This window comes from Pseudomonas sp. PP3 (assembly GCF_905336995.1).
Taxonomy (GTDB): Bacteria; Pseudomonadota; Gammaproteobacteria; order Pseudomonadales; family Pseudomonadaceae; genus Aquipseudomonas; species Aquipseudomonas reinekei.
In genome coordinates, this window is the sequence record NZ_HG995459.1 from 1,901,780 (window position 1) to 1,927,487 (window position 25,708).

Sequence of the window (25,708 nt, forward strand, 5' to 3'; positions counted from 1 at the left end):
TGCACGGGATATCGACACGACGAATATCCCGTGCAGGAGCTGGCCTGGCGAGGGGGCCCTCAACAACGCCGCACATCCTGAGTTCTGACCCCTGCCTGAAGATCCCCGCAACACCCCCTCCATAGAACAAGCGCGTTGGTATTTAGGAAAAATCCTACAGAAAGGGCGGTAGGTCTTCCGTAGTCTTGCGGCCTCAACAATCTGACCCGGGAGGCCACGTTGTCCAACAAGTCCACACGTATCCTGATCGCTGACGAACAACACTTTAATCGGCTGAGAATCGAGCGCTGGCTCAATCAGCTCGGCTACTACCGGGTGGCACCGGTGCCAGACCTGGAGGAGCTGCTGGCCCTGGTGGAGTACGGGAGCGAGCCGTTCGATCTGTTGATCATCAACGCCGCCATGGGACACGCAAAACTCAACTTGCTGGATTTCTGCCTCGATAACCGCCAGCTCGATCGCGTGATGATTTACGACGGCCAGCGGGCGCAACTGCCTGCGATCCCGGCCAGCGGGCAGCATAAGGTTCAAGTGAGTCATGCCTTGTTGCCGGATCTCGCCTCAATCCAGCGCCTGATGCCGCTCGTGGATCCGCTGCGACCGTCTGTCGGCACTGTCATTTCTGTCAGGTAGTTCGGCCGCGCATTCCATGCAACAGTCTATGCGCAGCTGCTGCGTCTGATTCGAGCTTCGCTCGAGGGCTGTCAACGCTCGTTTGCCGTGTTTTTACCCAGGGAGTTGCCATGAAGTCAGTGCTGATTGTGGACGATCATCCGGTGATTCGTGGCGCAGTCAAAATCGTACTCAAGCTGGAGGGGTACAAACTCATCCACGAGGCTTCGAGCGGCAGTGAAGTCTTGCCGATGATCCGTGAGCACAAACCGCAACTGGTGATACTCGACCTGAACTTGCCGTTTCTCGACGGGCTGGATGTGCTGGCACGCATCAAGGCTGGTGAGGTGAATTGTCGCGTGGTGGTCTTCACCTCCCAGGAACCGATGTTTTATCAGGATCGCTGCATGCGCGCCGGTGCCGCTGCCTACGTCGCCAAGACCAATGACCTCGAGCACTTGCACAAGGCCGTGCACGCGGTGATGGGTGGATACACCTACTTCTCGCAACTCCCAAACAGTTCAGTGTCGATGAGCACGTTGCAGCGCAGCGAAAGACAGATGATCAACAAGCTATCAGATCGGGAATTGACGATTTTCCAGCACCTGGCCCGCGGTATGAGCAACAAGACCATCGGCGAAATCATGCACCTGAGCCACAAGACCGTCAGCACCTACAAAACCCGTTTGATTGAAAAGCTCAACGTGGATTCGTCTGTGCACCTGAGGGATCTTGCCCGGCGCAATCACTTGATCTGAATGAATACTTTACGGTGCCGGAACTACCTCAAAAGCCTGCTGTTGCTGGGGCTCGGCCTGTGGGTGAGTGTTGTCGGTGCCGAGCCCCAAACCCTGACACTACTGGGCCGTTCCTATATGGAAGGGGCGACCGCCGGACTGACGGCAGCCGATTCACGCTGGTTGCAGCAAAAGGGCCGGTTGGTGCTGGCAGTTTCTGCCCCGGACTATCCACCCTTCGATATCACTGCGACAGGTTATGCGCTTGAAGGCGTGACGGCGGACTACGCCGGGCTGCTCAAGCAACTGTTGCAGGTGGAGGTCGAGGTTCAGCGTTATGCCTCGCGAGACGAAGCGGTCCGGGCGCTCATGCAAGGCTCCGCCGATATGTTGGGCACAGCCAATAGCTATGTGGCGCAAGATCGGCAGCTACTGATGTCCAGCGCCTATGCGATCGACCAGCCGGTTCTGGTGACCCGCACGGACTCGGCGCAAGCGCTGGACCCGCAGCTGGCCGGCAAGCGCCTGGCGATGTTGTATCACTACCTGCCTGAACACGATGTGCAACAGGCTTATCCCCAGGCGCAGGTTGAACTGTTCCCTTCGACTTTGGGGGCCGTGGGGGCGGTGGCTTTCGGTCAGGCCGATGTCTATCTGGGGGATGCGATCAGCGCCCATTACCTGATCAGCAAAAACTACCTGAACAACGTGCAACTGGCGGATTTTTCGCCTTTGGAATCCGGTCGCTTCGCCTTTGCCATCCCCCGCGACAACCCGACATTGCTGCGCATCGTCAACCAGGCACTGTCGGCGATAACGGCCAATGAGCAGATGAACATCCTGCGCCGCTGGGGCGCGAGCGGGGTGTCCATGCCGGGCACGCAATCGCTGCAACTGAGCGCGGCCGAACAACGCTGGCTCGACCGGCACCCGCGCGTCAATGTGGCCATCAACGAGAATATTCCGCCCATCACGTTCGTCGACAGTGAGGGCAAGTATCGCGGTATCGGTGTTGATGTACTGGCGAAGATCAGTCTGCGCACCGGCTTGCAATTCGACATCCGGCCCATGCAGTCAGTGGCGCAGATGATGACGGCGATCAAAAGCGGTGAGGTCGACGTGCTCGCCGGCATAGGCCTCAGTTCCAGGCGTGAAGAGGACTTGATGTTTACGCGGGCGTTTCTGACCAGTCCATCGGTGCTGGTCACACGCGTGGCGCCGGACAGCCCGCGGACGCTGGATGATCTGGCCGGAAAAACCCTGGCGCTGACCCAGGGCAACATTGTCGGCGATTTCATCCGTCAATACTTTCCGCTGATCAGGTGCATCGATGCGCCTTTTACGGCCGATGCCATGGAAATGGTCGCCCAAGGCAAGGCACAAGCCGGCATCAACTCCCTGATCAGCGCCCGTTACCTGATTTCCCGGCAATACCGTGATCGCCTTCAGGTCATCAGTACGGTGGGCAGCGATCCTGCGCGCAGCACGCTGGCGACCAGTCGTGATGCCACTCAATTGCATTCGATTCTGGACAAGGCATTGCTGAGTATTCCTCCGGAAGAAATCGACGAGCTGATACTCCCCTGGCGCAATGATTTGATGGTGGAGCAGAGCTATTGGCTGCGTCATCGCCAGAGTATTTTCCAGGCGTTCGCGGTCGCTGGCGCCTTGCTTTTGCTCGCGGTGGCCTGGATCGCCTGGCAGCGTCGGCAGATCCGTCAGCGTCAGCAATTGCTGGCCCAATTGCAGAACGCCAAAGACGCCGCCGATGAGGCCAACCGGGCCAAGACCACGTTCCTGGCGACCATGAGCCATGAAATCCGCACGCCCATGAATGCCTTGCTGGGCATGCTGGAGCTGGCGTTGAAGCGGGCAGACGAAGGCGTCACCGACCGCGCGGCCATCGAGGTGGCGTCGGATGCGGGGCAACAATTGCTGGGGTTGATCGGAGACATTCTGGACATCGCGCGTATTGAGTCCGGGCATTTGTCGCTGACACCGGAGCGGGCCAATTTGCGGGAACTGGTGGTCTCGGTGTGTCGGGTATTTGAAGGCCTGGCGCAGCAAAAGAACTTGCGCTGGCGGGTCGAACTCGACGAACACAGCGACCGCGATGTGCTGATTGACCCCACGCGTTTCAAGCAAGTGTTGTCCAATCTGCTGAGCAATGCGATCAAGTTCACGTCGGTGGGCGAGGTCAGCCTGAGGCTGCGAGTGGACTCGACATCGTCTCAACGCCTGGCGGTCAGCCTGCGTATAGAAGACAGCGGGATCGGGATCAGCGTAGTGGACCAGCAACGGTTGTTCAGCCCGTTCGCACAGGCCGGCAACAGTCAGCAGTCAGGTCGCCAGGGCTCCGGTCTTGGGTTGGTGATCAGCCGTACATTGTGCGAAATGATGGGTGGGCAATTGCAACTCGACAGCGTTCTCGGGCGCGGTACGCGAGTGGACATCAGCCTTGAGCTGCCCCCTTTGCAACCGTTTCCCGCCATTGCAGTGCACAGGCATGACGATCAGTCACCTGTCCGGGCGTTGTTGATTCTGGTGGTCGACGATTACCCGGCCAATCGCTTGCTGCTCTCGCGGCAGTTGAGCTATCTGGGGCATCAGGTGCTGGAGGCAGAAGATGGCCAGCAAGGTTTCAAACTGTGGCTGGAGCACGAATTGGACCTCGTCATCACCGATTGCAACATGCCGGTTGCCAACGGTTATGAATTGGCGGGTGCGATCCGCGACGAAGAACGCTTCCAGGGCGGACCGCCAGCCTTGATTCTCGGGTTTACCGCCAATGCACAACCGGAGGAAAAGCTTCGTTGTATCGAGGCGGGTATGGACGACTGTCTGTTCAAGCCGATCCGGTTGGCTGACCTGAGCAGATGGTTGGCTGAACGGTTTGGACAACCTGCGGCCAACGCGGTGGAACAACTTACAAGTAGCGAGTTCGACGTGAGCGGGTTGGCGAGCTATGTCGGAGCGGACAACGAACTGATCGCCGAGCTGCTGCGCGACGTGGTGGCGACCAACCGTGATGACCGCGCGCGCCTGCTGCAGGCACACGTGACTCACAACTATCTTGTCCTGAAAGACCTCGCGCACCGCATCAAGGGCGGTGCGCAGATGGTCCGCGCGCAGGCGTTGGTGGCGTGTTGTGAACAACTGGAGCGTGCTTGCGCCGAGGGCCGCGCATCACTGATCGACGTTGCCGTTGATCAGTTGCAACAGGCCATGACGCGGCTGGACCAGAGCCTCGAGGGGCGGCGCGATTGATCCCGATTCGGTGTGATGCCCCTGGCCCCGCGTGTCACATGCCTCAGGCGATGTCGCTGCGGCTGAATTCCTCTCCAAGAAAATCAATCAGTGTGCGTACCGACGGCAGCAATCCCCGACGCGAAGGGAAAATTGCATGAATGACACCGCTTTTCGGTGCCCAACCCGGTACCAGTTCAATTAGCTGGCCGGCGGCGATTTCATCCCGCACCACCACACTGGGCAGGTGCACGATGCCGATGCCGGCGACCGCCGCGTGGCGCAGGGCCAACAGATCATCGGTGACCATCCTCGGGGCGTGTCGGATCATTGCGCTGTTGCCATCGGCGCCAAACAGTTCCCACTGATATTCACGTTGCGCCGCGCCCCAGTGCAGGCTCGGCAAGCCGCTGAGGTCGGCCGGTGACGGCGGGGTCGACAGGCGCTCGGCGAACGCCGGGCTGCCGACCACGCTCTGGGTACTGTTGCCCAGCACCTTCATCACCATATCGGTGTTTTCCAGCGGCGGAAAACGCACCCGCAGGGCGATATCAAAACCTTCGTGGATCAGGTCGACCCGGCGGTTGGTGCTCTCGATGAACAACTCCACCAACGGGTACTTGAGCAGATAGCGGGTGAGCATTGGCCCGACCCACGAGTTGAGCAGCGCCGTAGGGCAACTGACGCGCACCAGTCCCTGGGGCTCGGAACGGTTGCGCTCGATCAGTTCGGCGGCGCTTTCCGCTTCGACGCGCATGGCCAGGCAGCGCTGGTAATAGGCCTGGCCGATTTCGGTCAACGAACAATGGCGGCTGGTGCGGTGCAGCAGGCGCACGCCAAGGCGCTCTTCGAGCTCGGCGATGCGGCGGCTGAGCTTGGACTTGGGCATGTCCAATGCCCGTCCGGCCGCTGCGAAACCGTGGTGTTCCACCACTTGGGTGAAGTAGTAGAGGGTGTTGAGATCTTCCACCATCGTTCTCCAGGTAGAACGCTAAGACTGATTTTTGCAGTCTAGCGCAGTAAAGGTCACGGATTTAAGCTTTGTCCATGGCTTCACTCACCTCATCAGGAGACACCATGAAAAACATCATCGGTATCTACACCAGCCCACGAGCCCATTGGGTCGGCGACGGTTTTCCAGTCCGCACGCTGTTTTCCTACGACAACCTGGGCAAACACATCAGCCCGTTCCTGTTGCTCGATCACGCCGGTCCCGCTGAATTCACCCCGACCACCGAGCGGCGTGGCGTTGGTCAGCATCCGCATCGCGGTTTCGAAACCGTGACTATCGTTTACAAGGGTGAGGTGGAACACCGCGACTCCACCGGCAGCGGCGGCAAGATCGGCCCCGGCGACGTGCAATGGATGACCGCCGCTTCCGGGATCCTGCATGAAGAGTTCCACTCCAGTGATTTCGCCAAAACCGGCGGCTCCCTCGAGATGGTGCAATTGTGGGTCAACCTGCCAGCCAAGGACAAAATGGCCGCGCCCGGTTACCAGACCATCCTTGATGGCGATATCCCGAGCATCGCCCTGAAGGACAACGCCGGCAGCCTGCGTTTGATCGCCGGGGAGTTTGACGGCCACACTGGTCCGTCGCGCACCTTCACCCCCATCGACGTCTGGGACCTGCGCCTCAACGGTGGCAAGTTGCTGACCCTGGACTTGCACGAAGGTCGCAACACGGCATTGGTGGTGCTGCGCGGCACGGTTCAGGTCAATGGACTGGAGCGGGTGCGTGAAGGGCAACTGGCGCTGTTCGAACGCAATGGCGATCAGTTGAGCCTTGAGGCCAATAGCGACGCGGTGGTGCTGTTGCTCAGTGGTGAGCCGATCGACGAACCCATCGTTGGTCACGGCCCGTTCGTGATGAACACCGAGCAGGAAATCCACCAGGCGTTCGCCGACTTCCAGTCCGGCCGCTTTGGCCAGATGCACGGTTAATCCGTAGCACTTCTACAACCCGACTCTACCCAGGATGAGTAGGCCGGTTTTCAGGCCAGGGATGGCTGTTGCCCAAAAGAAAGAGGAAACGCTCATGAACACTGTAAATGCAGCCAACTTCAACGGTCAGAAGCCGACCATCGACCCCTATCTCAAGGCTCAGCAAGTGGCGAACGAACACGAGGTGCTGGATTCCCAGCGCTAACCGGTCACCCCACGCCGATTTCCATTCGGCATCGATAACATGCGAGGACTACTGAAATGACTACTTCCTACAAGCGTCTCGATAAAGACAACGCCGCCGTTCTGCTGGTGGATCATCAGACCGGCCTGCTTTCGCTGGTACGCGACATCGATCCGGACCGCTTCAAGAACAACGTGCTCGCTCTGGCCGACCTGGCCACCTATTTCAAACTGCCGACCATTCTCACCACCAGTTTCGAAACCGGCCCGAACGGCCCGCTGGTGCCAGAGCTCAAGGCCCAGTTTCCGGACGCGCCGTACATCGCCCGTCCAGGCCAGATCAACGCCTGGGACAACGAGGATTTCGTCAAGGCGATCAAGGCCACCGGCAAGAAGCAACTGATCATTGCCGGCGTGGTAACTGAAGTCTGCGTGGCGTTCCCGGCTCTGTCGGCCCTGGCCGAAGGTTTTGATGTGTTCGTGGTCACCGATGCATCCGGCACCTTCAATGAACTGACCCGCGAGTCGGCGTGGAATCGCATGTCCGCCGCGGGTGCACAATTGATGACCTGGTTCGGTCTGGCCTGTGAACTGCACCGCGACTGGCGCAATGATGTGGAAGGGTTGGGCACGCTGTTCTCCAACCACATCCCGGATTACCGCAACTTGATGACCAGCTACAGCACGCTGACCAGCAAGTAACACCGATCAAAAGTGGGAGCGAGCCTGCTCGCGATGGCGGCCGGACAGTCACTGCAAAGGTGTCTGTTCTGTCGTCATTGCGAGCAGACTCGCTCCCGCCGTGTTTTGTGTTGCTCTGACGACATCAATTGCTCCTACACTGTGGCCAATGTGTGAGATCGTTCGTTCATTGTCCTCTCTGGAGTTGCTTGATGCTGTCGTTGATCGCTGAACACCCGCTGATCTGCGCCTTGGCCCTGATCCTGATCGACATGGCCATGTGGCGCTTGATCGACGCCAACCACTACAGCTGGAAACTGATGCTGCGGGTGGTGATTTTTTCGCTGTACAGCGTGCTGCTGTTCAACGAAGGCCTGAACCCGATGGTGCCGGCGCCGTGGGTGGACAACGTACCGCTGCACCTGGCGGCCACTGGTTTGCAGATCGCCTGGTGGTTGTTTGCCGCGCGCACGCTGACGGTGCTGATCGGCGCGGTGATGATGCAGCGGGTCGGGCACACCGGACGCTTGCTCCAGGACCTGCTCGGCGCGCTGATTTTCCTGATCGCGGTGATTGCCGCGCTGGCCTACGTCCTCGACCTGCCCGTCAAAGGCGTGCTGGCCACATCAGGCGCCTTGGCGATCATTGTCGGCCTGGCCTTGCAAAGCACCCTCAGCGACGTGTTTTCCGGGATCGTCCTGAACACCACCAAACCCTACCAACTGGATGACTGGATCGCCATCGACGGCACCGAAGGCCGGGTGATAGATATCGATTGGCGCGCCACGCGACTGCAGACGTCCCAGGGCAGCATGATCGTGATTCCCAACTCGCTGGCGGCCAAGGCCAAGATCACCAACTTCAGTCGGCCCAGCGACATGTTCGGCGTTTCCATCAGTCTGCAGGTCAGCCCCCATATTCGTCCGCAAACCGTAATCGACGCCCTTGAGCGGGCCATGCAAGGCTGCCGCATTCTATTGAGTGCGCCCGGGCCGAAAGTGGCGCTCAAAAGCTCCAGTGCTGCTGGCGCGGAATATGAAATCAGCGGCTTCGTCGCTTCGATGAGCGAAAAGCGCACGGTGCGCAATCAACTGTTCGACCTGGCGTATCGGCATTTGCAGGCCTCGGGGATCAATTTGCTGTCGAGCGTTGAGCCCAATCTGGAGAGCGACTCTCCACGGCCACGGGCATTGCTCGACAGCTCGCCGATTTTCTCCACCTTGCGCGAGGAAGAGAAAGAAACCTTCAGCCAGAACATGACCCTGCAAACCTTCCGCGCGGGCGAAACAATCCTGGCGGCGGGGGAGGTCAGTGATCACTTGTTCATCATCGAATCCGGCGTGGTGTCGGTGACGTTGAACGTCCACGGCGCGCTCATCGAGACCGGGCGCATGGGGCCTGGGGAAGTGATCGGCGAGGCCGGCATCCTCACCGACAGTTCGTCGGCCGCCGAATTTGCCGCGAAGACCTTTTGTGCGCTTTACCGCATTGAAAAGGACTACCTCAAACCGTGCCTGGCTGCCCGTCACGACATCAACGACGCGATGAAAACCCTGCTGGATTTCCGCTTGCACAAAGTGCAGGCGCTGATTCAGGAAGAACCGGTGGTGGTGCGCAAGAAAGGGTTTTTGCAGTGGTTGCTCAAGCGGGCGTGAATGGCAGACTTGGCGTTCAATGGCCGCTTCGCGAATCGCGAGCAGGTTCGCTCCTGCAGTGGCGTGCGGTCCATTGAATTCTTCATACGCCAGTGGCCTCCTCGACTTCTTGAATATTGGCTATTTGTACACATCCCTCTCGGTACTAACGTAGTTCCACACCCTCTTGCCCTGGAACACGCCATGCAACCGCGTATCGATTTCTACACCGCCAGCCCTGACGCCCTCAAAGCCATGATCGCCCTGGAGACCGCTGTCTCCAAGCTGCCGCTGGAAAAGCACCTGATTGAACTGGTCAAGCTGCGCGCCTCGCAAATCAACGGCTGTGCCTTCTGCATCGACATGCACACCACCGACGCGATCAAGGGCGGCGAAACTACGCGCCGCCTGTTTGCCGTGACAGCCTGGCGTGAAGCGCCGTTCTTCACCGAGCGCGAACGCGCCGCTTTGTTGTGGACCGAGTCCCTGACCCAGCTCAGCCTGACCCATGCCCCGGATGAAGACTACGACGTGGTCGCGGCTCAGTTCAGCCCCAAGGAAATGGTCGACCTGACGGTTGCCATCAACGCCATCAACAGCTGGAACCGTCTGGCGGTAGGTTTCCGCAAAACCCCTCAGGCCTGATTCTTCAGGGACGGTGCCGATGCCTCAATGCGCATCGGCACTCGGCGCGGCCGGTGGTTGCACCTTGCGCATCAAGGGCACCATGGCCGTGGCGATGATGAAGCAGACCATGATCATCAGAAACGCATCGCCATAGGTTTGCGTCTGCGCTTCGCGGTAGGTCAGCAGCCAGAGTTGGTGCAGGCTGGCCGTCACCCCGACATCGCCGCTCTGACCCAGGGCGGCGAAATGGTTACCGACCTGGGACAGCCACTGGTTCAGCGCTTCGTTGGTGCTGTTGAGGTTTTCCGCCAACCTCGTGAAATGCAGGTTGGTGCGGTCATTGAGAATGGTCGCGCACGCGGCGATGCCAATCGCACCACCCAGGTTGCGCATCAGGTTGAACAATCCCGACGCATGTTTGAGACGCGCCGGCGCCAACCCACCCAGGGTCAACGTCACCGCTGGCGGCACCGCCAGTTGTTGGGCAATCCCGCGCAAGGCTTGCGGCAGCATCAATTCCTTGGCCCCCCAGTCATGGGTGATCGGGCTGAAATCCCACATTGATAACGCGAACAGGCCGAGGCCGGTCATCATGATCCAGCGCAGATCGATGCGGTTGGCCAGAAAGGCGTACAGCGGAATCGCCATGATCTGGAACACACCTGTGGAGAAAACCGCCAGGCCAATGTCCAGCGCGCCATAGCCGCGTACCCGACCTAGAAACAACGGTGTCAGGTAAATCGTGGCGAACAGGCCGATGCCGGTGACGAACGAAAAGAAACAGCCGAGGGCGAAGTTGCGATCCTTCAGGGCGCGCAGATCGACAATCGGATTGGCCACGTGCAGTGTCCGGCCGATAAACGCCAGCCCCGACAGGCCGCTGATCCAGGCCGTGGTGAGGATTGTGCTGTCGCTGAACCAGTTCCAGCGCGGGCCTTCTTCGAGGGTGTATTCCAGGCAGCCGAGAAACAGCGCCAGAAACACCATGCTTATATAGTCGGCGCCTTTGAGTAGCGGGAGTTCCGGTTGATCGATCTTCACCAGCATCGGTACGGCCACCGCGACGAAAATGCCGGGGATAAGGTTGATGTAGAACAACCAGTGCCAGGACGAGATGTCGGTGATCCAGCCACCAATCACCGGCCCCAGTGTCGGTGCCAGCGAAGCCACGGCGCCGATGGTCGCGGCGGCGATGACCCGTTGCTTGCCGCTGAAAAACACGAACGCTGTGGTGAACACCAGCGGGATCATCGAACCGCCGAGAAACCCTTGCAGCGCGCGGAAGGCGATCATGCTCTGGATGTTCCAGGCCGCGCCGCAGAGCAGGCTGGTCAGGGTAAAACCCACGGCGGAAGCGCAGAACAGCCAGCGTGTGGAGAACACCCGTGAAAGCCAGCCGGACAGCGGGATCACGATGATTTCAGCGATCAGGTAACTGGTCTGCACCCAGGCGGTTTCGTCGGTGCCGGCGGACAGCCCGCCGCCAATGTCGCGCAGCGATGCCGAGACAATCTGGATGTCCAGCAGCGCAATGAACATGCCGATGCACATGCTGGCGAAAGCGAAGACTTTGGTGGCCGTCGCCATGTTGGCGGCATCGAACGGTTGCGCCGGGGCGGTGAGGGCGCGGCTCATGGTGTGCTGGCTACGGCGGGTGCGTCAGGCGCCTTGCGCGTGTCCACTTCGGCGGTCACCGACAGCCCGGGACGCAGATGGCCGAGGACGCTGTCGGCTGGGTCAAGGTGAATCCGCACCGGCACCCGCTGGACGATTTTGGTGAAGTTGCCGGTGGCGTTCTCCGGTGGCAGCACGCTGAACTGCGAACCGCTGGCCGGCGCGAGGCTGTCGAGGTGGCCATGAAATGCCTGGCCCGATAGCACGTCAGCGTGAATGACCACGCGCTGGCCCGGCTCCATGCGCGCCAGTTGGTCTTCCTTGAAGTTGGCATCGACCCACAAACCACTGGATGGCACCACCGACAGCAATTGCGAACCGGCCTGGGCGTAGGCGCCAACCCGCGCGCGACGGTTGCCGATCACGCCATCCACCGGGGCGCGCAGCTCGGTGTAGCCGACGTTCAACTGTGCCAGGTCACGCTCGGCCTTCGCTTGAATCAACGCGGCGCGGGCTTGTTGTTTCTGGGTGGCAATGACGTTCAATTGCCGTTGCGCCGCCAGCAATTCCGCCTGGGCGCGATTGCTCTGCGCCTGTGCAGTCTTGAAGGTTGCGTTGGCCCGTTGCGCGCTTTCCACCGAGACGGCATTGGAGCTGACCAGTTTTTTGTAGCGCGCATCGTCATCCCTTGAGCGAGAGGTTTCGGCGCCGGCCGCATCGATGCCGGCGCGGGCCTGGCCGATCACCGCCTGTTGCAGTTGTTCGGTGGCGTCGAGGTTGGCGAGCAGCGCTTCTTCGGCGGCCACCGCGCCTTCGGCCTTGGCCAGGTTGGCGCGGTAATCACGGGAATCGAGGCGGATCAGCACGTCGCCAGCCTTGACCTTCTGATTGTCGGTCACCAGCACTTCATCGATGTAACCGGCAACCTTCGACCCGATCACCGTCACGTCGCCTCCGATGTAGGCATCGTCGGTTTCCTCAATAAACCGGCCAGCCGTCCACCAATGTGCGGCGTAAACACCCGCCAGCACCAATGCCGCGAAGCCTGCTGTCAGCAGCAACATGCGTTTGAGTCGAGGTGGTGGGGTGGTGGACACCGGAGCAGCCAGGTCGGATTCAATCGTGGGCATGCTGGTCATTGAGGACTACCTGTCGGAGCGGTGATGTTTATGATGCTTGTAATATGACGTAGGTAATATATCGTTGCAATTGCTTTTCGCTGCCGGTGGTCGGGTGGTTCCGGGGGAAAGGAGGGTGAGGCGAGGAGCCGCCCGTGGTCGGCTGCGCCCCTTAAAACACCAGAAACATTATGAAAGAAGCAGCCGGGCACAATGTACCGACCCCTATGCTAGCTTGATAAGCAGCTGGTCACGGCTATCAAACCTGGTAACCAAAATTTGCAAGGAAGCTCGCTTATGCCGCTACAGCGGCCCATTTCCTCATTACCTGCCTGCGACGCGAACGGTAACCTTTTTCAGGTGAAAGTCTCCGTGGTGCCGATGACGAAAGCATTGGCAGAGCAATGGCACGAAAACGTCCAACCCATAGTCAACAGCCACTACTCACATGAAGGTGCAACGAACAGAAAAGTCAGAGCGGATGTCGGATGGCGCTGGCCCACGTATCTCAAACTTGTGGCCATCCATAATTACCTCACTCGTATGCCAGGTAACGCCTCTGAGAAAGGCAAGGCATTGTGTGTGGTAGTTTCCAAGGGGCAGCAAAAATTTCCTATTGGGATGCTCTCGATCGTTCCAAAACTGCATTGCAACATTCAGGGCGTTGAACGACAACGTGCGTTCACTTGGTACCTTTCTGACGCACCGTCGGAAGCTTATGAGCAGCTTTTGGGGCAGCCCGCTGTACGTGGGGTTGCAAAGGCTCTGATTGATTGCACGATTCAGGCGGCTTTGGATGAAGGTGATGACGGGGAGTTGTTGTTGCATGCGGATCCAAGAGGAGGAAGAAAACTGATCGATTTCTACGAGTCCAGCTGCAAGATGAACCGGCTGTCACCCCGCAACGGGAGCATCACCACCGTGTGGCGCCGGGGGCGAACCGATGAGTATTTTCATTTCAATGGAGCGCAGGCACAGGCTTTTTCTGCTCTCTATGACCCTCGAAGGTAGACGGGCATGGCTATGCTTTGCGCTACTGAATATCGAAAGGTAGAGTGAGTTTTATGACTGACGCCAGACCTCGACTTTCAATGGCAGAACTTGCCCATGCGCTTCGCGAGCTGAAGGGGTTCAGTGCTGATCTGGATTCTCAAAGCGGTTACGACGCATCAGTCTTGTTGATTGAAGAAATCATGGCCGATCCGATTCAGCGAGACCGCCTCGTTTTTTTGCTGGAGCAGTTTGAAGATCCGCATTTAGAGCGTGCATCCAGCACCTGGGTGAATGACGGTTCCGCATTTGACCGAGCCGCAGCGCCAGCAGCCCTGGATGACCTTTGTTTTGATTTACCTACGGGGGCCGATGAGGCTTGTTTGGTAAGCGGTCCTGCGGGCGCTACGGTCAAGAGGTTCCTGAGCAAATATAAAGAGGAGATGAACTCTTCCGGATCCTTTGGCACTTGCATGACCGCCGACGCGCAATATGTCCTCAATGATTCTGCCCGTGAGTGTTACCAGTGTAAAAGTCATTCTACGTTTGACGTTGATGCCTGGACTCATGTGCTGTCGCTGGCTAAGCAGCAATTGCAGGGTGAAGCCTCACGCAGGGCTTCGTTTGTATCCAGGCTTGCTCAGGCTTTCCACGGAGAAGACCCCCCGGAGTGGGAAGTTGAAAAATGTCCCATCAACAGGGATTCATTTGTAGTTGTTTTGAATCACGGTGATGATCATGCATCCATCGGTTTTGTGGGAAGTGGTCAACGAGCGTTTGTGATGTTGTCGATCAATGACACTGCTTTAACCATGAATGAATCCTTCCAGGATGCACAAAAGTTTGCGGCGCGAATCGCGGACTTTTTTAACGATGCGCCAAAGTCCGGCCACAAAGCTATCCAGCATATGCTCAGAGCCTTGTGACAATGCCACTGTGCAGGCGAAACCTTTGATCGCAGCCATTGGCAGCTCAGGTATAGCGTGCGCTGCAAATTCAACGTCTACCTGGCCGGGGAGCTGCCGCAGGCGGCGATCTTTTGATATTTGATCAGAGTGGGCGCCTGACGGCGCCCTTCTTTTTGAGTGCGCTTTAAGCCGAAAGCTGCGCCTGCAACCGCCGTCCAACAACGTCCATCAAATCGCAACCATCGCGGAGGGACGTTACCAGCACCCGTGCCAATTCGCTGTGAACGCCTTCATTGGATGCAAAACTCTCCAGCAGTTGGGTCGCGGTGCGGATTCGGTAAGCCGCGGTTTCGTGCAGTACGTCCAGCGGTGCTTCAGTGTCGATCAGCAACGACGCGATAGTGCAGTCGACTCCAGTAACAGCCATGTATCGATCCATGACAGAAAACCTCCTTTGGGAAACAGAACACGATTGCTCAGGATTGGGTAGTTGATGCCGCCTCGGGCATGTCTACAAGCGGCGCTATGTTATCCAGTGCGCGGTTGACCAACAGTTCGCCGAGCACGGCCAGCTGCTGAACGGCCAAAACTACATTCTGGCGCGAGCCCTCCATTTTGCACGCGAGATCGGTGGTGAGGACATTGATTGAAGCGAGAGTTTCACAGGCGTGACAGAGCAAGCACTCCGTGTCGATATCCGAAACAACTGTAAAGACATGGCTTTCAGGATTGGCCCGGGTTGGACTGTTCACGCGTGCTTTGACGAGAGGGGAGGTGAGGCCGGAGAGTCTGGAACGATCAATGGCCTCTAAGGCAGCTTTGGGGGCGGTATTTTTCATGTCGGAGCTCCTTGCGAATTTAAGAAGTGTCAGTCCCTCCGGGTGGGACTTGCTGTTTACTTTACTGAAGTTGTTGGAGTGGTAAAGAGTTAGTTGGAAGTTTTTGTGTTGTTGATCAAACTATTGAACATTTGAGTAATTAAATGATTAATTTGAGGTGGGGTCGTGTTTTTTTAGATGTTCAAAGCTTGGAAGGATAGACGGTTTAATTTTCCTTGTTTCTGTAAGAAAATTCCGAAAATGTGGAGTTTGAAACATGGCTTAACTATTTTTTGCTTATTTTCAGCATGGTTGGAGTGAATGATGGCTATAAGTAAAAGGTGCTTTTGAAGTGTGGTGTCGAGCTTAAGTGTGTTTGGGGATCTAAAATTCGGTAAATAAATAATGTATAAAAAAGAGAAGGCAGAAATTCTGAAGGGTAATATTAAATATTTGATAAAGAGTCGCGGGGAGACTCAGCTGTCTGTTTGCAATGCGAGTGGTTTGACTAGAACTACGATATATAACATTCTTGAAGGTAGGGTTGTGAATGTCCAGCAGTCTACGGTTCGAAAAATTTCCGATTTTTTCGGGGTTTCGTATAAAGAGTTGGAGAGTGTTGACTTTGAGGAGAAAGAACTAATAGAGAGTAGCATTTCTTTGCTGGGAAATATGAATCCTGCAGCTGTTCCTATCATTAAAGAAAGTCTGTTGGTTCAAAATTTGGAAAAACGAATTGGCGAGTTGTCAACTATTTTTCCTTTAACTTATTACTTTGGGACGGCTTGCAACTTGGTTGGTGTGCTTTTGGAAAACGAAATTGCGGGTGCCTATGAATCAGGTGATTTGCTGATAGTGAGAAAGGGACTATCGAATATCGGTAGAGAGAAGCTGATATACGATAAGAAAACAAAGAGATTGTTTGTGGCTGATGAGGAATATTCACACCCGGATCTAATCTTTGTTGTAGGAGAAGTGATTGAGGAAAGGTTTAATGGTTAGTGGCGCCGAAAACAATAAATACAAGTTGTTGGGGTTTGAAAGTGGTAAAGGTCTTGCGGTGGTCATGATTATTTCTACCGGGAAAGTTGTTAAGGTGAGGCTGGATGAGCTATTAAAAAGCGAAATGCTGGATGATTTAACTAAGCCGGAAATAAAGGATGTTTACAGAAAGTTTTACTCTCGCGGAACAGCGGTGACAGCGTACGAGCTTTCTGATCGTCACGAGGGAGCTTGGATAATCTATGTTGTACTCAATTTGCTACTTTTTGCTCTTTATACTTTTGCAAATTTCTCCGCTGCGAAGCTGGTTTATGTAGCGTGGCTTGATGTGGTTGTTACTCCAGGAGTGTTTCTTTATCCTCTAACGTTTTTGATTGTAGATATGTTAAATGAATTTTATGGGCTTGGGCTGGCGAGGAAAGCTATCTTGTTTTCTTTTGTTGGCAATGGAATGATAATTTTTTTACTGGGCTCGAGTAATTATCTCCCAGGAATGCCTGGGTGGGAGTTGGGTTTTTATTATGGTGAGGTGGTTAGCCATGTTTCGTCGGTGTTGATAGCATCATCTATTTCTTTTCTTTGTTCTGAAAATATAAATTCTTATCTTTTATGCAAGATAAAAGAGCTAACAAACTCGAGATTTCTATTTCTTCGAGTATTTTTCAGTACCTTCTTCGCGGTAATCATTGATAGTTTTATTTTTTGCTTTGTTGCGTTCTACGGCACAATGGAAGCGAGAGATATACTGAATATAGTCTATGTCCAGATAGCTATAAAAATGTGTTTTGCTGTTTTTAATGTATTGCCCGCGTATGGGGCGAGATCCTTATTTAAGAAGTATGTGTTTGGGCAACCGGTGGCGTAGGTTCTTTTGAATTGAGTTGTCCAGTGCACGCAGTCGTGTGCAAAAAACCGTATTTGGCCGTTTTCATTCAGAAAAGAAAGGGCCACTGATCTGCTCGATCAGCGGCCCTGTTCATTTCCTTTAAACCCGTTCAAAAATCGCCGCAATCCCCTGACCACCACCGATGCACATGGTCACCAGCGCGTAGCGGCCGCCGGTGCGGTGCAGTTCGTGGATGGCTTTGGTGGCGATGATTGCGCCGGTGGCGCCGACCGGGTGACCCAGGGCGATGCCCGAGCCGTTCGGGTTGACCTTGGCCGGGTCGAGGTCGAGTTCCTGGCTGACGGCGCAGGCTTGGGCGGCGAAGGCGATGTTGGCTTCGATCACGTCCAGGTCGGCGACGGTCAGGCCGGCGCGCTTGAGTGCCAGGCGCGTGGCCGGAATCGGACCAAGGCCCATCAGTTCCGGCTCGACGCCAGCGTGGGCGTAGCTGACCAGGCGGGCGAGTGGTTGCAGGTTGTTGACCTGGACCGCGGTGCCGGTGGCCATGACCAGTGCGGCGGCACCGTCGTTCAGGCCCGAGGCGTTGCCGGCGGTGACCGAACCGTCTTTCTTGAACGCAGGCTTCATGCCGGCCAGTTGTTCCAGGGACGTGGCGCGCGGATGCTCGTCGACGTTGAACAGTTTGGTGCCCTTGCGATCCTGGATTTCCACGGTAGCGATTTGTTCGCTGAAGTAGCCGTTGGCGATCGCATGGGCGGCGCGTTTCTGGTCTTCAAAGGCCAGTGAGTCCTGCATTTCACGGGTGATGCCGTTGCGCGCGGCGACGTTCTCGGCGGTGATGCCCATGTGGATGCCATGGAACGGGTCATGCAGGATGCCGAGCATGTAGTCGATCACTTGGGCGTTGCCCATGCGCGAACCCCAGCGGGCGGACGGCATCAGGTACGGGCCGCGGCTCATGGATTCGGCACCGGCGCCGACGACGATTTCGGCGTCGCCCAGCAGCAAGGTCTGCGCAGCATTGATGATCGCTTGCAGGCCCGAACCGCACAGGCGGTTGACGTTGTAGGCCGGGGTTTCCTTGGGGATGCCGGCGTTCATCGCGGCAACCCGGGAAATGTAGGCATCACGGGTTTCAGTCGGGATCACGTTGCCCATCACCAGATGGCCGACGAGCGCCGGGTCCACGGCGGCCCGCTCCAGGGCGGCTTTCACGGCGGTGGTCGCCAGGTCCGCCAACGGCACGTCCTTGAGCGAACCGCCGAAGGTACCGATGGCGGTACGGGCGGCGCTGACTACGTAGATTTCCGGGGTGTTCATGACTGGGCTCCTTTCGGTGGATTCTTATCTGTACTGCGATTGAGCAGGGCGTTCAAGGCTGTTTTTGCCTCATCGCTGTTGAGGCGCTGGATGAACAGCGTGTTTTCTTCGCGCAGGGTGGCTTGCAGCTCTTCCATGCCTGGTTGCTTCATCAATTGTCGGGATTGGCGCAAGGCTTGTTGGGGCATCGCCGCAAAGCGCTGGGCGATTTTGGCGGCCGCGGCCAGGCATTGTTCGCCGTCATCGAAGGCTTCATTGGCCAGGCCCCAAGCCACCGCCTCGCTGCCATCGAGGCTGTCACCCAACAGCAGCAAGCGCGCCGCACGGGCCTGACCCAGCAGGCGAGGCAGCAGCAGACTGGCGCCAAACTCGGGGCACAGGCCCAGATTGACGAACGGCGTGCGCAGCTTGGCGTTGCGGGTAACCAGCACCTGATCGCAATGCAACAGCAGGGTGGTGCCGATGCCGATGGCCGCTCCGCAAACCGCTGCAATCAACGGCTTTTGCAGGTAAGTCACGGCGCGCATCAGGCGGAAGGCCGGGCTGTCCAGGTGCGTCGGTGGCGCTTGCAGAAAGTCCACCAGGTCGTTGCCACTGGTAAAGCAGGTCGGGCCACCGGTCACGATGATCACCCGCACGGCGTCGTCTTCCCCGGCGGCAAACACCAGGTCGGCCAGCCGCGTGTACATGCTGTTGGTCAGCGCATTGAGCTTGTCCGGGCGGTCGATGGTCAGCGTCAGCACGCCATCGCGGTGTTCTTGTTTGATCAGGTCAGTCATGGCGCGCTCTTGCCGAATCGGTTCAACGAGCACTTTAAGCGTCAGGCAAACCCCGCCGCTATGCCAAAACGGGTCAACCGGGCTGATGCTTTTTGCCATGTCGCCGGCCATTCGGGCGCTCACACCCATTCGGGGTATGGTGCCGACCCTTGAATCCACCAATAGTAGATACATCCGCTCATCCAGAGCCGAACTCGCTTGATAAGGTGCATTTGCTATGGGCAAGACACTGCTTAAGGTGATTTCCAGTCTGTTTTTTGTACCGCTGACCCTGAACGCCTACGCCGCTGAGGTAAACGACAGCAACACGTTGCGGCTTTATAACTGGGCGGATTACATCGGCGAGAAAACCCTCGCCGATTTCGAAAAGGCCACCGGCATCAAAGTCATCTACGACACCTTTGATGCGTATGAAACCGTGCAGGCCAAATTGCTCACCGGGCACTCCGGCTACGACCTGATCGTGCTCAATGCTTCCCTCGCACCGCCGCTGATCCAGGCCAAAGTGTTCCAGCCGCTGGACAAGAAACTGCTGCCAAGCTGGACCAACCTTGATCCGAAAATCCTCCAGGATCTGCAAGGTTTCGACCCCGGCACCGCTTACTCCGCGCCCTACACCTGGGGCAGCAACGGCATCACCTACAACGTTGACAAGATCAAGGAACGCATGCCGGATGCGCCGATCGGTTCGCTGGCAATGATTTTCGATCCGAAGATCGTGTCGCGCTTTGCCGACTGCGGCGTGACCCTGGTCGATGCGCCGACCGAAGTGATTCCGCTGGCGCTCAAGTACCTGGGCCGCGATCCTCGCAGCGCCAAGCCGGATGATCTGAAAGCCGCGCAGGAGCTGCTGTTGTCGGTGCGGCCCTACATTCGAAAATTCGATTCGGTCAATTACCTGACCAGCCTGCCCAACGGCGATGTGTGCATGGCCATGACCTGGTCCGGCGATTACGCCACGGCCATGGCCCGCGCCGAAGAGGCCAAGTTGAACATCAACCTGTCGTACTTCATTCCCAAGGAAGGCTCGTTGATCTGGTTCGACAACCTGTACATCCCGGCCGATGCGCCCCACGTCGCCAACGCCCACACGTTTCTTGAATACCTGATGCAGCCGCAGGTGATGGCGGACGTCACCGACTACATCCATTACGCCAACAGCAACGCGGCGGCCACGCCCTTGTTGAATGCCGACGTGCGCAACAACCCGGCGATCTATCCCGATGCCGAAACCCGCGAACGCCTGTTTCCGCAGAAGACCCAGGACGCCAAGGACATGCGGGCCATGACCCGGGTCTGGAGCACCGTCAAGAGCGGCATCTGATTTGTTCGAACGTTAGTCAATTCGGTTAGAGGTTTATTTATGGCGACGCCAACACGCACCGTTTTTTCCCCAGCGGACGAGTCCCGGCTGGTCAAGGCTGACAAGGCCCACCATATGCACGGCTATCACGTGTTCGACGAGCACGCCGAACACGGCTCGCTGAACATCGTCGCAGGCGACGGCGCCTACATCTACGACACCCAGGGCAACCGTTTCCTCGATGCCGTGGGCGGGATGTGGTGCACCAACATCGGGCTTGGCCGTGAGGAAATGGCCGAGGCTATCGCCGATCAAGTGCGGCAACTGGCTTACTCGAATCCGTTTTCCGACATGTCCAACAACGTGGCGATTCAGCTCTGCGAGAAGCTCGCCAGCCTGGCGCCGGGCGATCTCGATCATGTGTTCCTGACCACCGGCGGCTCCACCGCCGTGGACACCGCGTACCGGCTGATCCAGTACTACCAGAACTGCCGTGGCAAACCGGAAAAGAAACACGTCATCGCTCGCTTCAACGCGTATCACGGCTCCACCACGCTGACCATGTCCATTGGTAACAAGGCTGCCGACCGGGTGCCGGAGTTCGATTACGCCAATCCGCTGATTCACCATGTCTCCAACCCCAACCCGTATCGCGCACCGGACGGCATGGACGAAGCGCAGTTCCTCGAATTTCTGGTCAAGGAGTTCGAAGACAAGATCCAGTCGATTGGCGCGGACAAGGTCGCCGGCTTTTTTGCCGAGCCGGTGATGGGGTCCGGTGGGGTGATCATTCCGCCCAAGGGTTACCTCAAACGCATGTGGGAAGTCTGCCAGCGCTACGACATCCTGTTCGTTGCCGATGAAGTGGTGACGTCGTTCGGGCGCCTGGGCAAGTTCTTTGCTTCTCTCGACGTATTCGACGTGCAGCCCGACATCATCACCACTGCCAAGGGCCTGACCTCGGCTTACCTGCCGCTGGGCGCGTGCATTTTTTCCGACCGTATCTGGAACGTCATTGCCGAGCCGGGCAAGGGCCGCTGCTTCACCCACGGTTTCACCTACAGCGGGCATCCGGTGTGCTGCACGGCGGCGCTGAAGAACATCGAAATCATCGAGCGGGAAAACCTGCTGGCCCATGTCGATGATGTCGGCGGCTATCTGGAACAGCGCCTCGCCACGCTGCGGGACTTGCCGTTGGTGGGCGATGTGCGTTGCCTGAAACTGATGGCGTGCGTGGAATTCGTTGCGGACAAACGCACCAAGGCGCTGTTTGCCGACGAGATCAACATTGGCGAGAAAATTCACCTGCGGGCACAGGCTCGGGGGTTGTTGGTACGGCCGATCATGCACCTCAACGTGATGTCGCCGCCGTTGATCCTCACCTATGCCCAGGTCGATGAGATCGTCGAGATCCTGCGGGTGTGCATTCTGGAGGTGGCGACCGAGCTTGAAGCGAGCGGACAGTACGCGGGCCAATGAATTCGTCAGTCAGGCTGTTACCAAGGGCTTGCTCAGCCGCTAGACTGCGGGGCATGAGCAAACCAGACGACGATACGCTGATCGCAATGCCCTTCGGGGCGTTGCACAAATGGCATGGGGGAATGCGCGAGGCATTCGCCCATATCGATGAGCCTGACGCCCTGCAATACCTGGCGTCAGCTTTGGCGCAACTGGCGTGCGTCGAGTCGATGATGATCAGCCTGGAGCGCAAGGACCGCGCGCCGCAGTTGCTGCATCAGCGCGGGATCGGGCAGCAGTATCAAGTGTCGATTCTTGAGCGCTATTTTGCCGGGGGCTATTTGCTCGACCCGTTCTGCCTGGCGGTGGAGCAGGGGTTGGCGCAAGGGTTTTATCACCTGGAGGAAATCGCCCCGGACAACTTTTTCGACAGCGACTACTACAAATCCTATTACCTGAAGGCGGGCTGTTCGGAAGACAGCTACTACATCGTCGATACCGGCAATGACACGAAGATTTCACTCAGCCTTTTCCAAGGGTTCGGAGGCGAATGCCTGTGCGCCGAGCAGTTGAATCTGCTGCGCGCCGTGGAGCCACTGGTGCGGGAATTCATCAGTGAGTTCAGTCAACGCGGGATGCTGCGCATTAGCGAGATTCAGTGCGATCAGGATCAGGGCAGGCGCGATGATCTCAAGCATCGGGTGCAGTCGGCTTTCGAGCAATTCGGCAGCGATCTGTTGACCGAGCGTGAGCGGCAAGTGGCGCACATGGTCCTGCGCGGACATTCGGTGAAATCCACGGCCAGCCAGATGAGCATCTCCCCGGAAACCGTGCGCATGCACCGCAAGAACCTGTATCTGAAGCTGGAAGTGGGGTCGCAGTCGGAATTGTTTGCGTTGTTTATCGAGTGGTTGCGCAAACATTGAAAGTCAAAAGCTCGCCGGAACACGCCCGAACCACATCAAATCTAGTGATTCATTCAAGGGTTCGAGTGATTGATGACATGACCCGGCTGCGCATATAGATCGATACCCAGCGCGTGAATCACTTTCAAAACCGTATGGAAGCGTGGTTTTGCGCCTGGAGCGAAGGCTTTGTACAGGCTTTCGCGGCCCATTCCGGAATCTTTGGCTACCTGTGTCATGCCTCGGGCCTTTACCACGTACCTGACGGCACGAAGAAATTCCTCATTCTCACCATCCGCTAGCACTTGGGACAGGTATTCGCTGATGGCCTCATCGCTGTCGAGCAGAGACGCCATGTCGAAAGTCGTCAAAGTCTGGCTCATGGTTAAACCTCCTTTGCCATTTTTTTTGCACGTTTGATATCAGCGTTTTGTGATGATTTGTCGCCTCCGGCGAGCAGGACGATGACAACGGTCTTGCGCATCGTGAAGTAAACCCGGTATCCGGCACCCACATCCACGCGCATCTCGGAAACGCCATCACCCAATGGCTTGATATCGCCCAAATTACCCGCGCAGGCGCGTTCAATGCGACGAGCTATGGCAATCCTTGCCCGCAAATCACGGATTGAGGTGTGCCATTAGCGGAAGATCGCTGTTTGCTGGACAAGATAATTCATTGCGCGACTGTATCCAAATGGATACGGCCGAACAGTCAGACATTTCTTCGATTACCGTTGATTTTTCCGCGAAATGAGTGGGGTTGTGCGGTACAGCGAGGAAGTTTTGTGGCAACCAGCCCGCTCACATTTTGATCTGTGGTTGACCGCAAGATCTGCGGTCAACAGATAGCCAGATCAATCCTCGCGTTTTACGACCAAGGTCAAAATGTCATAACTCGCCACCAGTTCACCGAGCTGGTTGGTCACTTCCACGTCCCACGCCACCACCCCTTGCGGGATGCCTTGTGGGTTCTTCTTGCCCTGGTCGATTTTGCGTTTGCAGGTCAGGCGCGCCTGGATGGTGTCGCCGATGCCCACTGGATTGATGAAGCGCAAGGTGTCCAGGCCATAGTTGGCCAGCACCGGGCCGACGCCGGGGGATACGAACAGACCGGCCGCTGCCGACAGCACGAAATACCCGTGGGCGATGCGCTTGCCGAATTGCGATTCCTTGGCCGCAATGTCGTCAAAGTGCATGTAGAAGTGGTCGCCCGACAGGCAGCCGAAGTTCACCAGATCGGCCTCGGTCACCGTGCGGCGGTGAGTCAGCAGCGATTCGCCAATCTGCAGGTCCTGGAAGTAGCGACGGAACGGATGCACTTCAGTCTCGATGACCTTGGCACCGCGCACGTACTCACCGGTAACCGCCGCCAGCATGGTCGGCGAACCTTGCACCGCCGCGCGTTGCAGGTAGTGTTTCACCGCACGCAGGCCACCGAGCTCTTCACCGCCACCGGCACGACCCGGGCCGCCGTGCTTGAGTTGCGGCAGTGGCGAGCCGTGGCCGGTGGATTCGCCGGCGGATTCACGATCCAGCACCAGCAAGCGACCATGCAACGCAGCCGCCACCGGAATCGCTTTGGCGGCGATTTGCGGATCCTTGGTGATCAAACTGGCCACCAGGCTGCCTTTGCCGCGCGCGGCCAGGGCCAGTGCTTCGTCGAGGTCGTCGTAGGCCATCAGCGTGCTGACCGGACCGAACGCTTCGATATCGTGGGCGCCACCTTCGGCGTGCGGGTCGCGGGCCTGCAACAGGGTCGGGGCGAAGAACGCGCCTTTGTCGACATTTTCACCACGCGGTTCGAAACTGTCGCGGGCGCCAAACAGCATGTCGCTGCTCTGCAACAGCGCTTGCAGACGCTCAGCCACGTCCTTCTGCTGGTCGTGGGACGCCAGCGCACCCATGCGTACGCCTTCCACCGACGGGTCGCCAACCACCACTTTTGCCAGGCGATCACGCAGGCGCGTAGCCACGGCATCGATGTGTTTGGCCGGGACAATGGCGCGGCGGATGGCGGTGCATTTCTGCCCGGCCTTGGTGGTCATTTCCCGGGCGACTTCCTTGATGAACAGCTCGAACTCTTCGTCATCCGGGGTCACGTCCGGGGCGAGAATGGCGCAGTTCAGCGAGTCGGCTTCGGCGTTGAACGGCACCGAATTGCGAATCAGGTTCGGGTTGACTCGCAGCTTGGCCGCGGTGTCGGCGGAACCGGTGAAGGTCACTACGTCCTGGCCTTGCAGGCGGTCGAGCAGGTCGCCGGTGCCGCCGATGATCAGTTGCAGGCTGCCCGCTGGCAACAGGCCGGATTCGTCCATCAGGCGCACCACGGCTTCCGTCAGGTAGCTGGTGGCGCTGGCCGGTTTGACAATGCACGGCATGCCGGCGAGGAAGCTTGGGGCGAATTTTTCCAGCATGCCCCAGATCGGGAAGTTGAACGCGTTGATGTGCACCGCCAGGCCACCGCGAGGCACCAGAATGTGGGTGCCGGCGAACGTGCCCATTTTGCTCAGCTGCATGGCCGGGCCCTCGTGGACGACGTTGCCCGACGGCAGTTCTCGGGCACCGAGGCTGGCGTAGGTGAACAGCGTGCTGTTGCCGCCCTCGATGTCGATCCAGCTGTCGGCGCGGGTCGCGCCGCTGTGGTGGGAAATCGCGTAGAGCTGTTCCTTGCGCTCGCTCAGGTACAGGGCCAGCGCCTTGAGGCGTTGGGCGCGTTGCTGGAAATCCAGTGCCATCAAACCGCTGATGCCCTGGCGACGACCATGCTCGATGGCCTCGGCGAAGTCCGGGTGCTCCTCATGGGTGCGGGCGATTTCATGGCCGTCGATGGCACTGCGCAGGACCTGCGCGCCGTGTTGGCCGATCCAGCGACCGGCGATGAAACTTTGCAGGATGGGGGCATGCAGTGCAGGTGAAGAGGACATCACGATTGCTCCTGGTCAGGAAGGGTTGTGGCGCGGCCTCGACCGCGCCAGTTCGG

24 protein-coding genes are annotated in these 25,708 nt (G+C 57.9%); 14 read left to right on the top strand and 10 right to left on the bottom strand.

What is annotated here, in order from left to right:
* Positions 1 to 219 precede the first annotated feature (219 nt).
* From KHO07_RS08770 to KHO07_RS08780, 3 genes are all read left to right on the top strand, one after another.
* Complete coding sequence (locus KHO07_RS08770; RefSeq protein ID WP_150735375.1) at positions 220 to 633, top strand: response regulator; 414 nt, start codon at positions 220 to 222, stop codon at positions 631 to 633.
* Positions 634 to 743: 110 nt separating this feature from the next.
* Positions 744 to 1,370 (top strand): response regulator transcription factor, encoded by a 627-nt coding sequence (locus KHO07_RS08775; RefSeq protein WP_150735376.1) that lies wholly within the window; start codon positions 744 to 746, stop codon positions 1,368 to 1,370.
* On the top strand, positions 1,371 to 4,616 hold the full coding sequence (locus KHO07_RS08780; protein WP_212626937.1) for a transporter substrate-binding domain-containing protein: 3,246 nt from the start codon (positions 1,371 to 1,373) through the stop codon (positions 4,614 to 4,616).
* A 43-nt stretch (positions 4,617 to 4,659) separates the two neighbouring features.
* Here the strand turns inward: KHO07_RS08780 and KHO07_RS08785 are convergent, their stop codons facing one another.
* The gene (locus KHO07_RS08785) at positions 4,660 to 5,568 is read right to left on the bottom strand and encodes a LysR substrate-binding domain-containing protein (protein WP_150735378.1); all 909 of its coding nucleotides are present in this window, start codon (positions 5,566 to 5,568) and stop codon (positions 4,660 to 4,662) included.
* 104 nt (positions 5,569 to 5,672) lie between these two features.
* Between KHO07_RS08785 and KHO07_RS08790 the strand changes: the two genes are divergently transcribed.
* The 4 genes from KHO07_RS08790 to KHO07_RS08805 all read left to right on the top strand — a co-directional run bounded on the left by KHO07_RS08790 (position 5,673) and on the right by KHO07_RS08805 (position 9,682).
* Positions 5,673 to 6,539 carry a pirin family protein gene (locus KHO07_RS08790; protein ID WP_212626938.1) on the top strand — a complete coding sequence of 289 codons (867 nt, stop codon included), beginning with the start codon at positions 5,673 to 5,675 and terminating at the stop codon, positions 6,537 to 6,539.
* A gap of 261 nt (positions 6,540 to 6,800) precedes the next feature.
* Entirely contained in the window at positions 6,801 to 7,424 is a 624-nt protein-coding gene (gene ycaC, locus KHO07_RS08795) for an isochorismate family cysteine hydrolase YcaC (protein WP_150735380.1), read from the top strand.
* A gap of 191 nt (positions 7,425 to 7,615) precedes the next feature.
* Positions 7,616 to 9,058, top strand: coding sequence for a mechanosensitive ion channel family protein (locus tag KHO07_RS08800; protein WP_212626939.1), 1,443 nt, complete (start codon positions 7,616 to 7,618; stop codon positions 9,056 to 9,058).
* Between the two features lie 183 nt (positions 9,059 to 9,241).
* Complete coding sequence (locus KHO07_RS08805) at positions 9,242 to 9,682, top strand: carboxymuconolactone decarboxylase family protein (RefSeq protein ID WP_150735382.1); 441 nt, start codon at positions 9,242 to 9,244, stop codon at positions 9,680 to 9,682.
* Between the two features lie 24 nt (positions 9,683 to 9,706).
* Here KHO07_RS08805 and KHO07_RS08810 read toward each other — a convergent pair whose 3' ends face one another.
* Positions 9,707 to 11,299, bottom strand: coding sequence for a DHA2 family efflux MFS transporter permease subunit (locus KHO07_RS08810; RefSeq protein WP_212626940.1), 1,593 nt, complete (start codon positions 11,297 to 11,299; stop codon positions 9,707 to 9,709).
* A complete protein-coding gene (locus KHO07_RS08815; RefSeq protein WP_150735384.1) occupies positions 11,296 to 12,417 on the bottom strand; it encodes an HlyD family secretion protein in 1,122 nt (373 codons plus the stop codon). Before KHO07_RS08815 ends, KHO07_RS08810 begins: the two co-directional genes overlap by 4 nt.
* Positions 12,418 to 12,693: 276 nt before the next feature.
* On the opposite strand from KHO07_RS08815, the gene KHO07_RS08820 reads away from it, so the two are divergent.
* Both KHO07_RS08820 and KHO07_RS08825 read left to right on the top strand, forming a co-directional pair.
* Complete coding sequence (locus tag KHO07_RS08820) at positions 12,694 to 13,407, top strand: hypothetical protein (RefSeq protein WP_212626941.1); 714 nt, start codon at positions 12,694 to 12,696, stop codon at positions 13,405 to 13,407.
* 53 nt (positions 13,408 to 13,460) lie between these two features.
* On the top strand, positions 13,461 to 14,312 hold the full coding sequence (locus tag KHO07_RS08825) for a hypothetical protein (protein ID WP_212626942.1): 852 nt from the start codon (positions 13,461 to 13,463) through the stop codon (positions 14,310 to 14,312).
* Positions 14,313 to 14,478: 166 nt separating this feature from the next.
* On the opposite strand, the gene KHO07_RS08830 is transcribed toward KHO07_RS08825, so the two are convergent.
* On the bottom strand, positions 14,479 to 14,733 hold the full coding sequence (locus KHO07_RS08830) for a hypothetical protein (RefSeq protein WP_212626943.1): 255 nt from the start codon (positions 14,731 to 14,733) through the stop codon (positions 14,479 to 14,481).
* Between the two features lie 37 nt (positions 14,734 to 14,770).
* Positions 14,771 to 15,133, bottom strand: coding sequence for a DUF6124 family protein (locus KHO07_RS08835; protein ID WP_212626944.1), 363 nt, complete (start codon positions 15,131 to 15,133; stop codon positions 14,771 to 14,773).
* A gap of 384 nt (positions 15,134 to 15,517) precedes the next feature.
* Between KHO07_RS08835 and KHO07_RS08840 the strand changes: the two genes are divergently transcribed.
* Together KHO07_RS08840 and KHO07_RS08845 are read left to right on the top strand one after the other, a co-directional pair.
* Positions 15,518 to 16,114, top strand: coding sequence for a helix-turn-helix transcriptional regulator (locus tag KHO07_RS08840; protein WP_212626945.1), 597 nt, complete (start codon positions 15,518 to 15,520; stop codon positions 16,112 to 16,114).
* Positions 16,107 to 16,979 carry a queuosine precursor transporter gene (locus KHO07_RS08845; RefSeq protein ID WP_212626946.1) on the top strand — a complete coding sequence of 291 codons (873 nt, stop codon included), beginning with the start codon at positions 16,107 to 16,109 and terminating at the stop codon, positions 16,977 to 16,979. Before KHO07_RS08840 ends, KHO07_RS08845 begins: the two co-directional genes overlap by 8 nt.
* Positions 16,980 to 17,099: 120 nt before the next feature.
* On the opposite strand, the gene KHO07_RS08850 is transcribed toward KHO07_RS08845, so the two are convergent.
* Together KHO07_RS08850 and KHO07_RS08855 are read right to left on the bottom strand one after the other, a co-directional pair.
* Entirely contained in the window at positions 17,100 to 18,281 is a 1,182-nt protein-coding gene (locus KHO07_RS08850; RefSeq protein ID WP_212626947.1) for an acetyl-CoA C-acyltransferase family protein, read from the bottom strand.
* Positions 18,278 to 19,060 carry an enoyl-CoA hydratase-related protein gene (locus KHO07_RS08855; protein WP_212626948.1) on the bottom strand — a complete coding sequence of 261 codons (783 nt, stop codon included), beginning with the start codon at positions 19,058 to 19,060 and terminating at the stop codon, positions 18,278 to 18,280. The genes KHO07_RS08850 and KHO07_RS08855 overlap by 4 nt, the downstream gene beginning before the upstream one ends.
* A gap of 217 nt (positions 19,061 to 19,277) precedes the next feature.
* Between KHO07_RS08855 and KHO07_RS08860 the strand changes: the two genes are divergently transcribed.
* The 3 genes from KHO07_RS08860 to KHO07_RS08870 are packed head-to-tail and all read left to right on the top strand — an operon-like array spanning position 19,278 to position 22,747.
* Positions 19,278 to 20,384, top strand: coding sequence for a polyamine ABC transporter substrate-binding protein (locus KHO07_RS08860; protein WP_212626949.1), 1,107 nt, complete (start codon positions 19,278 to 19,280; stop codon positions 20,382 to 20,384).
* A gap of 39 nt (positions 20,385 to 20,423) precedes the next feature.
* The gene (locus KHO07_RS08865; protein ID WP_212626950.1) at positions 20,424 to 21,842 is read left to right on the top strand and encodes an aminotransferase; all 1,419 of its coding nucleotides are present in this window, start codon (positions 20,424 to 20,426) and stop codon (positions 21,840 to 21,842) included.
* Positions 21,839 to 22,747 carry a helix-turn-helix transcriptional regulator gene (locus KHO07_RS08870; protein WP_212626951.1) on the top strand — a complete coding sequence of 303 codons (909 nt, stop codon included), beginning with the start codon at positions 21,839 to 21,841 and terminating at the stop codon, positions 22,745 to 22,747. Before KHO07_RS08865 ends, KHO07_RS08870 begins: the two co-directional genes overlap by 4 nt.
* A gap of 53 nt (positions 22,748 to 22,800) precedes the next feature.
* Here the strand turns inward: KHO07_RS08870 and KHO07_RS08875 are convergent, their stop codons facing one another.
* The 3 genes from KHO07_RS08875 to paaZ form a co-directional block, all read right to left on the bottom strand.
* Positions 22,801 to 23,109 (bottom strand): addiction module antidote protein, encoded by a 309-nt coding sequence (locus KHO07_RS08875; protein ID WP_212626952.1) that lies wholly within the window; start codon positions 23,107 to 23,109, stop codon positions 22,801 to 22,803.
* A gap of 2 nt (positions 23,110 to 23,111) precedes the next feature.
* Positions 23,112 to 23,354 (bottom strand): type II toxin-antitoxin system RelE/ParE family toxin, encoded by a 243-nt coding sequence (locus KHO07_RS08880; protein WP_212627601.1) that lies wholly within the window; start codon positions 23,352 to 23,354, stop codon positions 23,112 to 23,114.
* A gap of 228 nt (positions 23,355 to 23,582) precedes the next feature.
* Positions 23,583 to 25,652 carry a phenylacetic acid degradation bifunctional protein PaaZ gene (paaZ, locus tag KHO07_RS08885; protein WP_212626953.1) on the bottom strand — a complete coding sequence of 690 codons (2,070 nt, stop codon included), beginning with the start codon at positions 25,650 to 25,652 and terminating at the stop codon, positions 23,583 to 23,585.
* Positions 25,653 to 25,708: the final 56 nt, after the last annotated feature.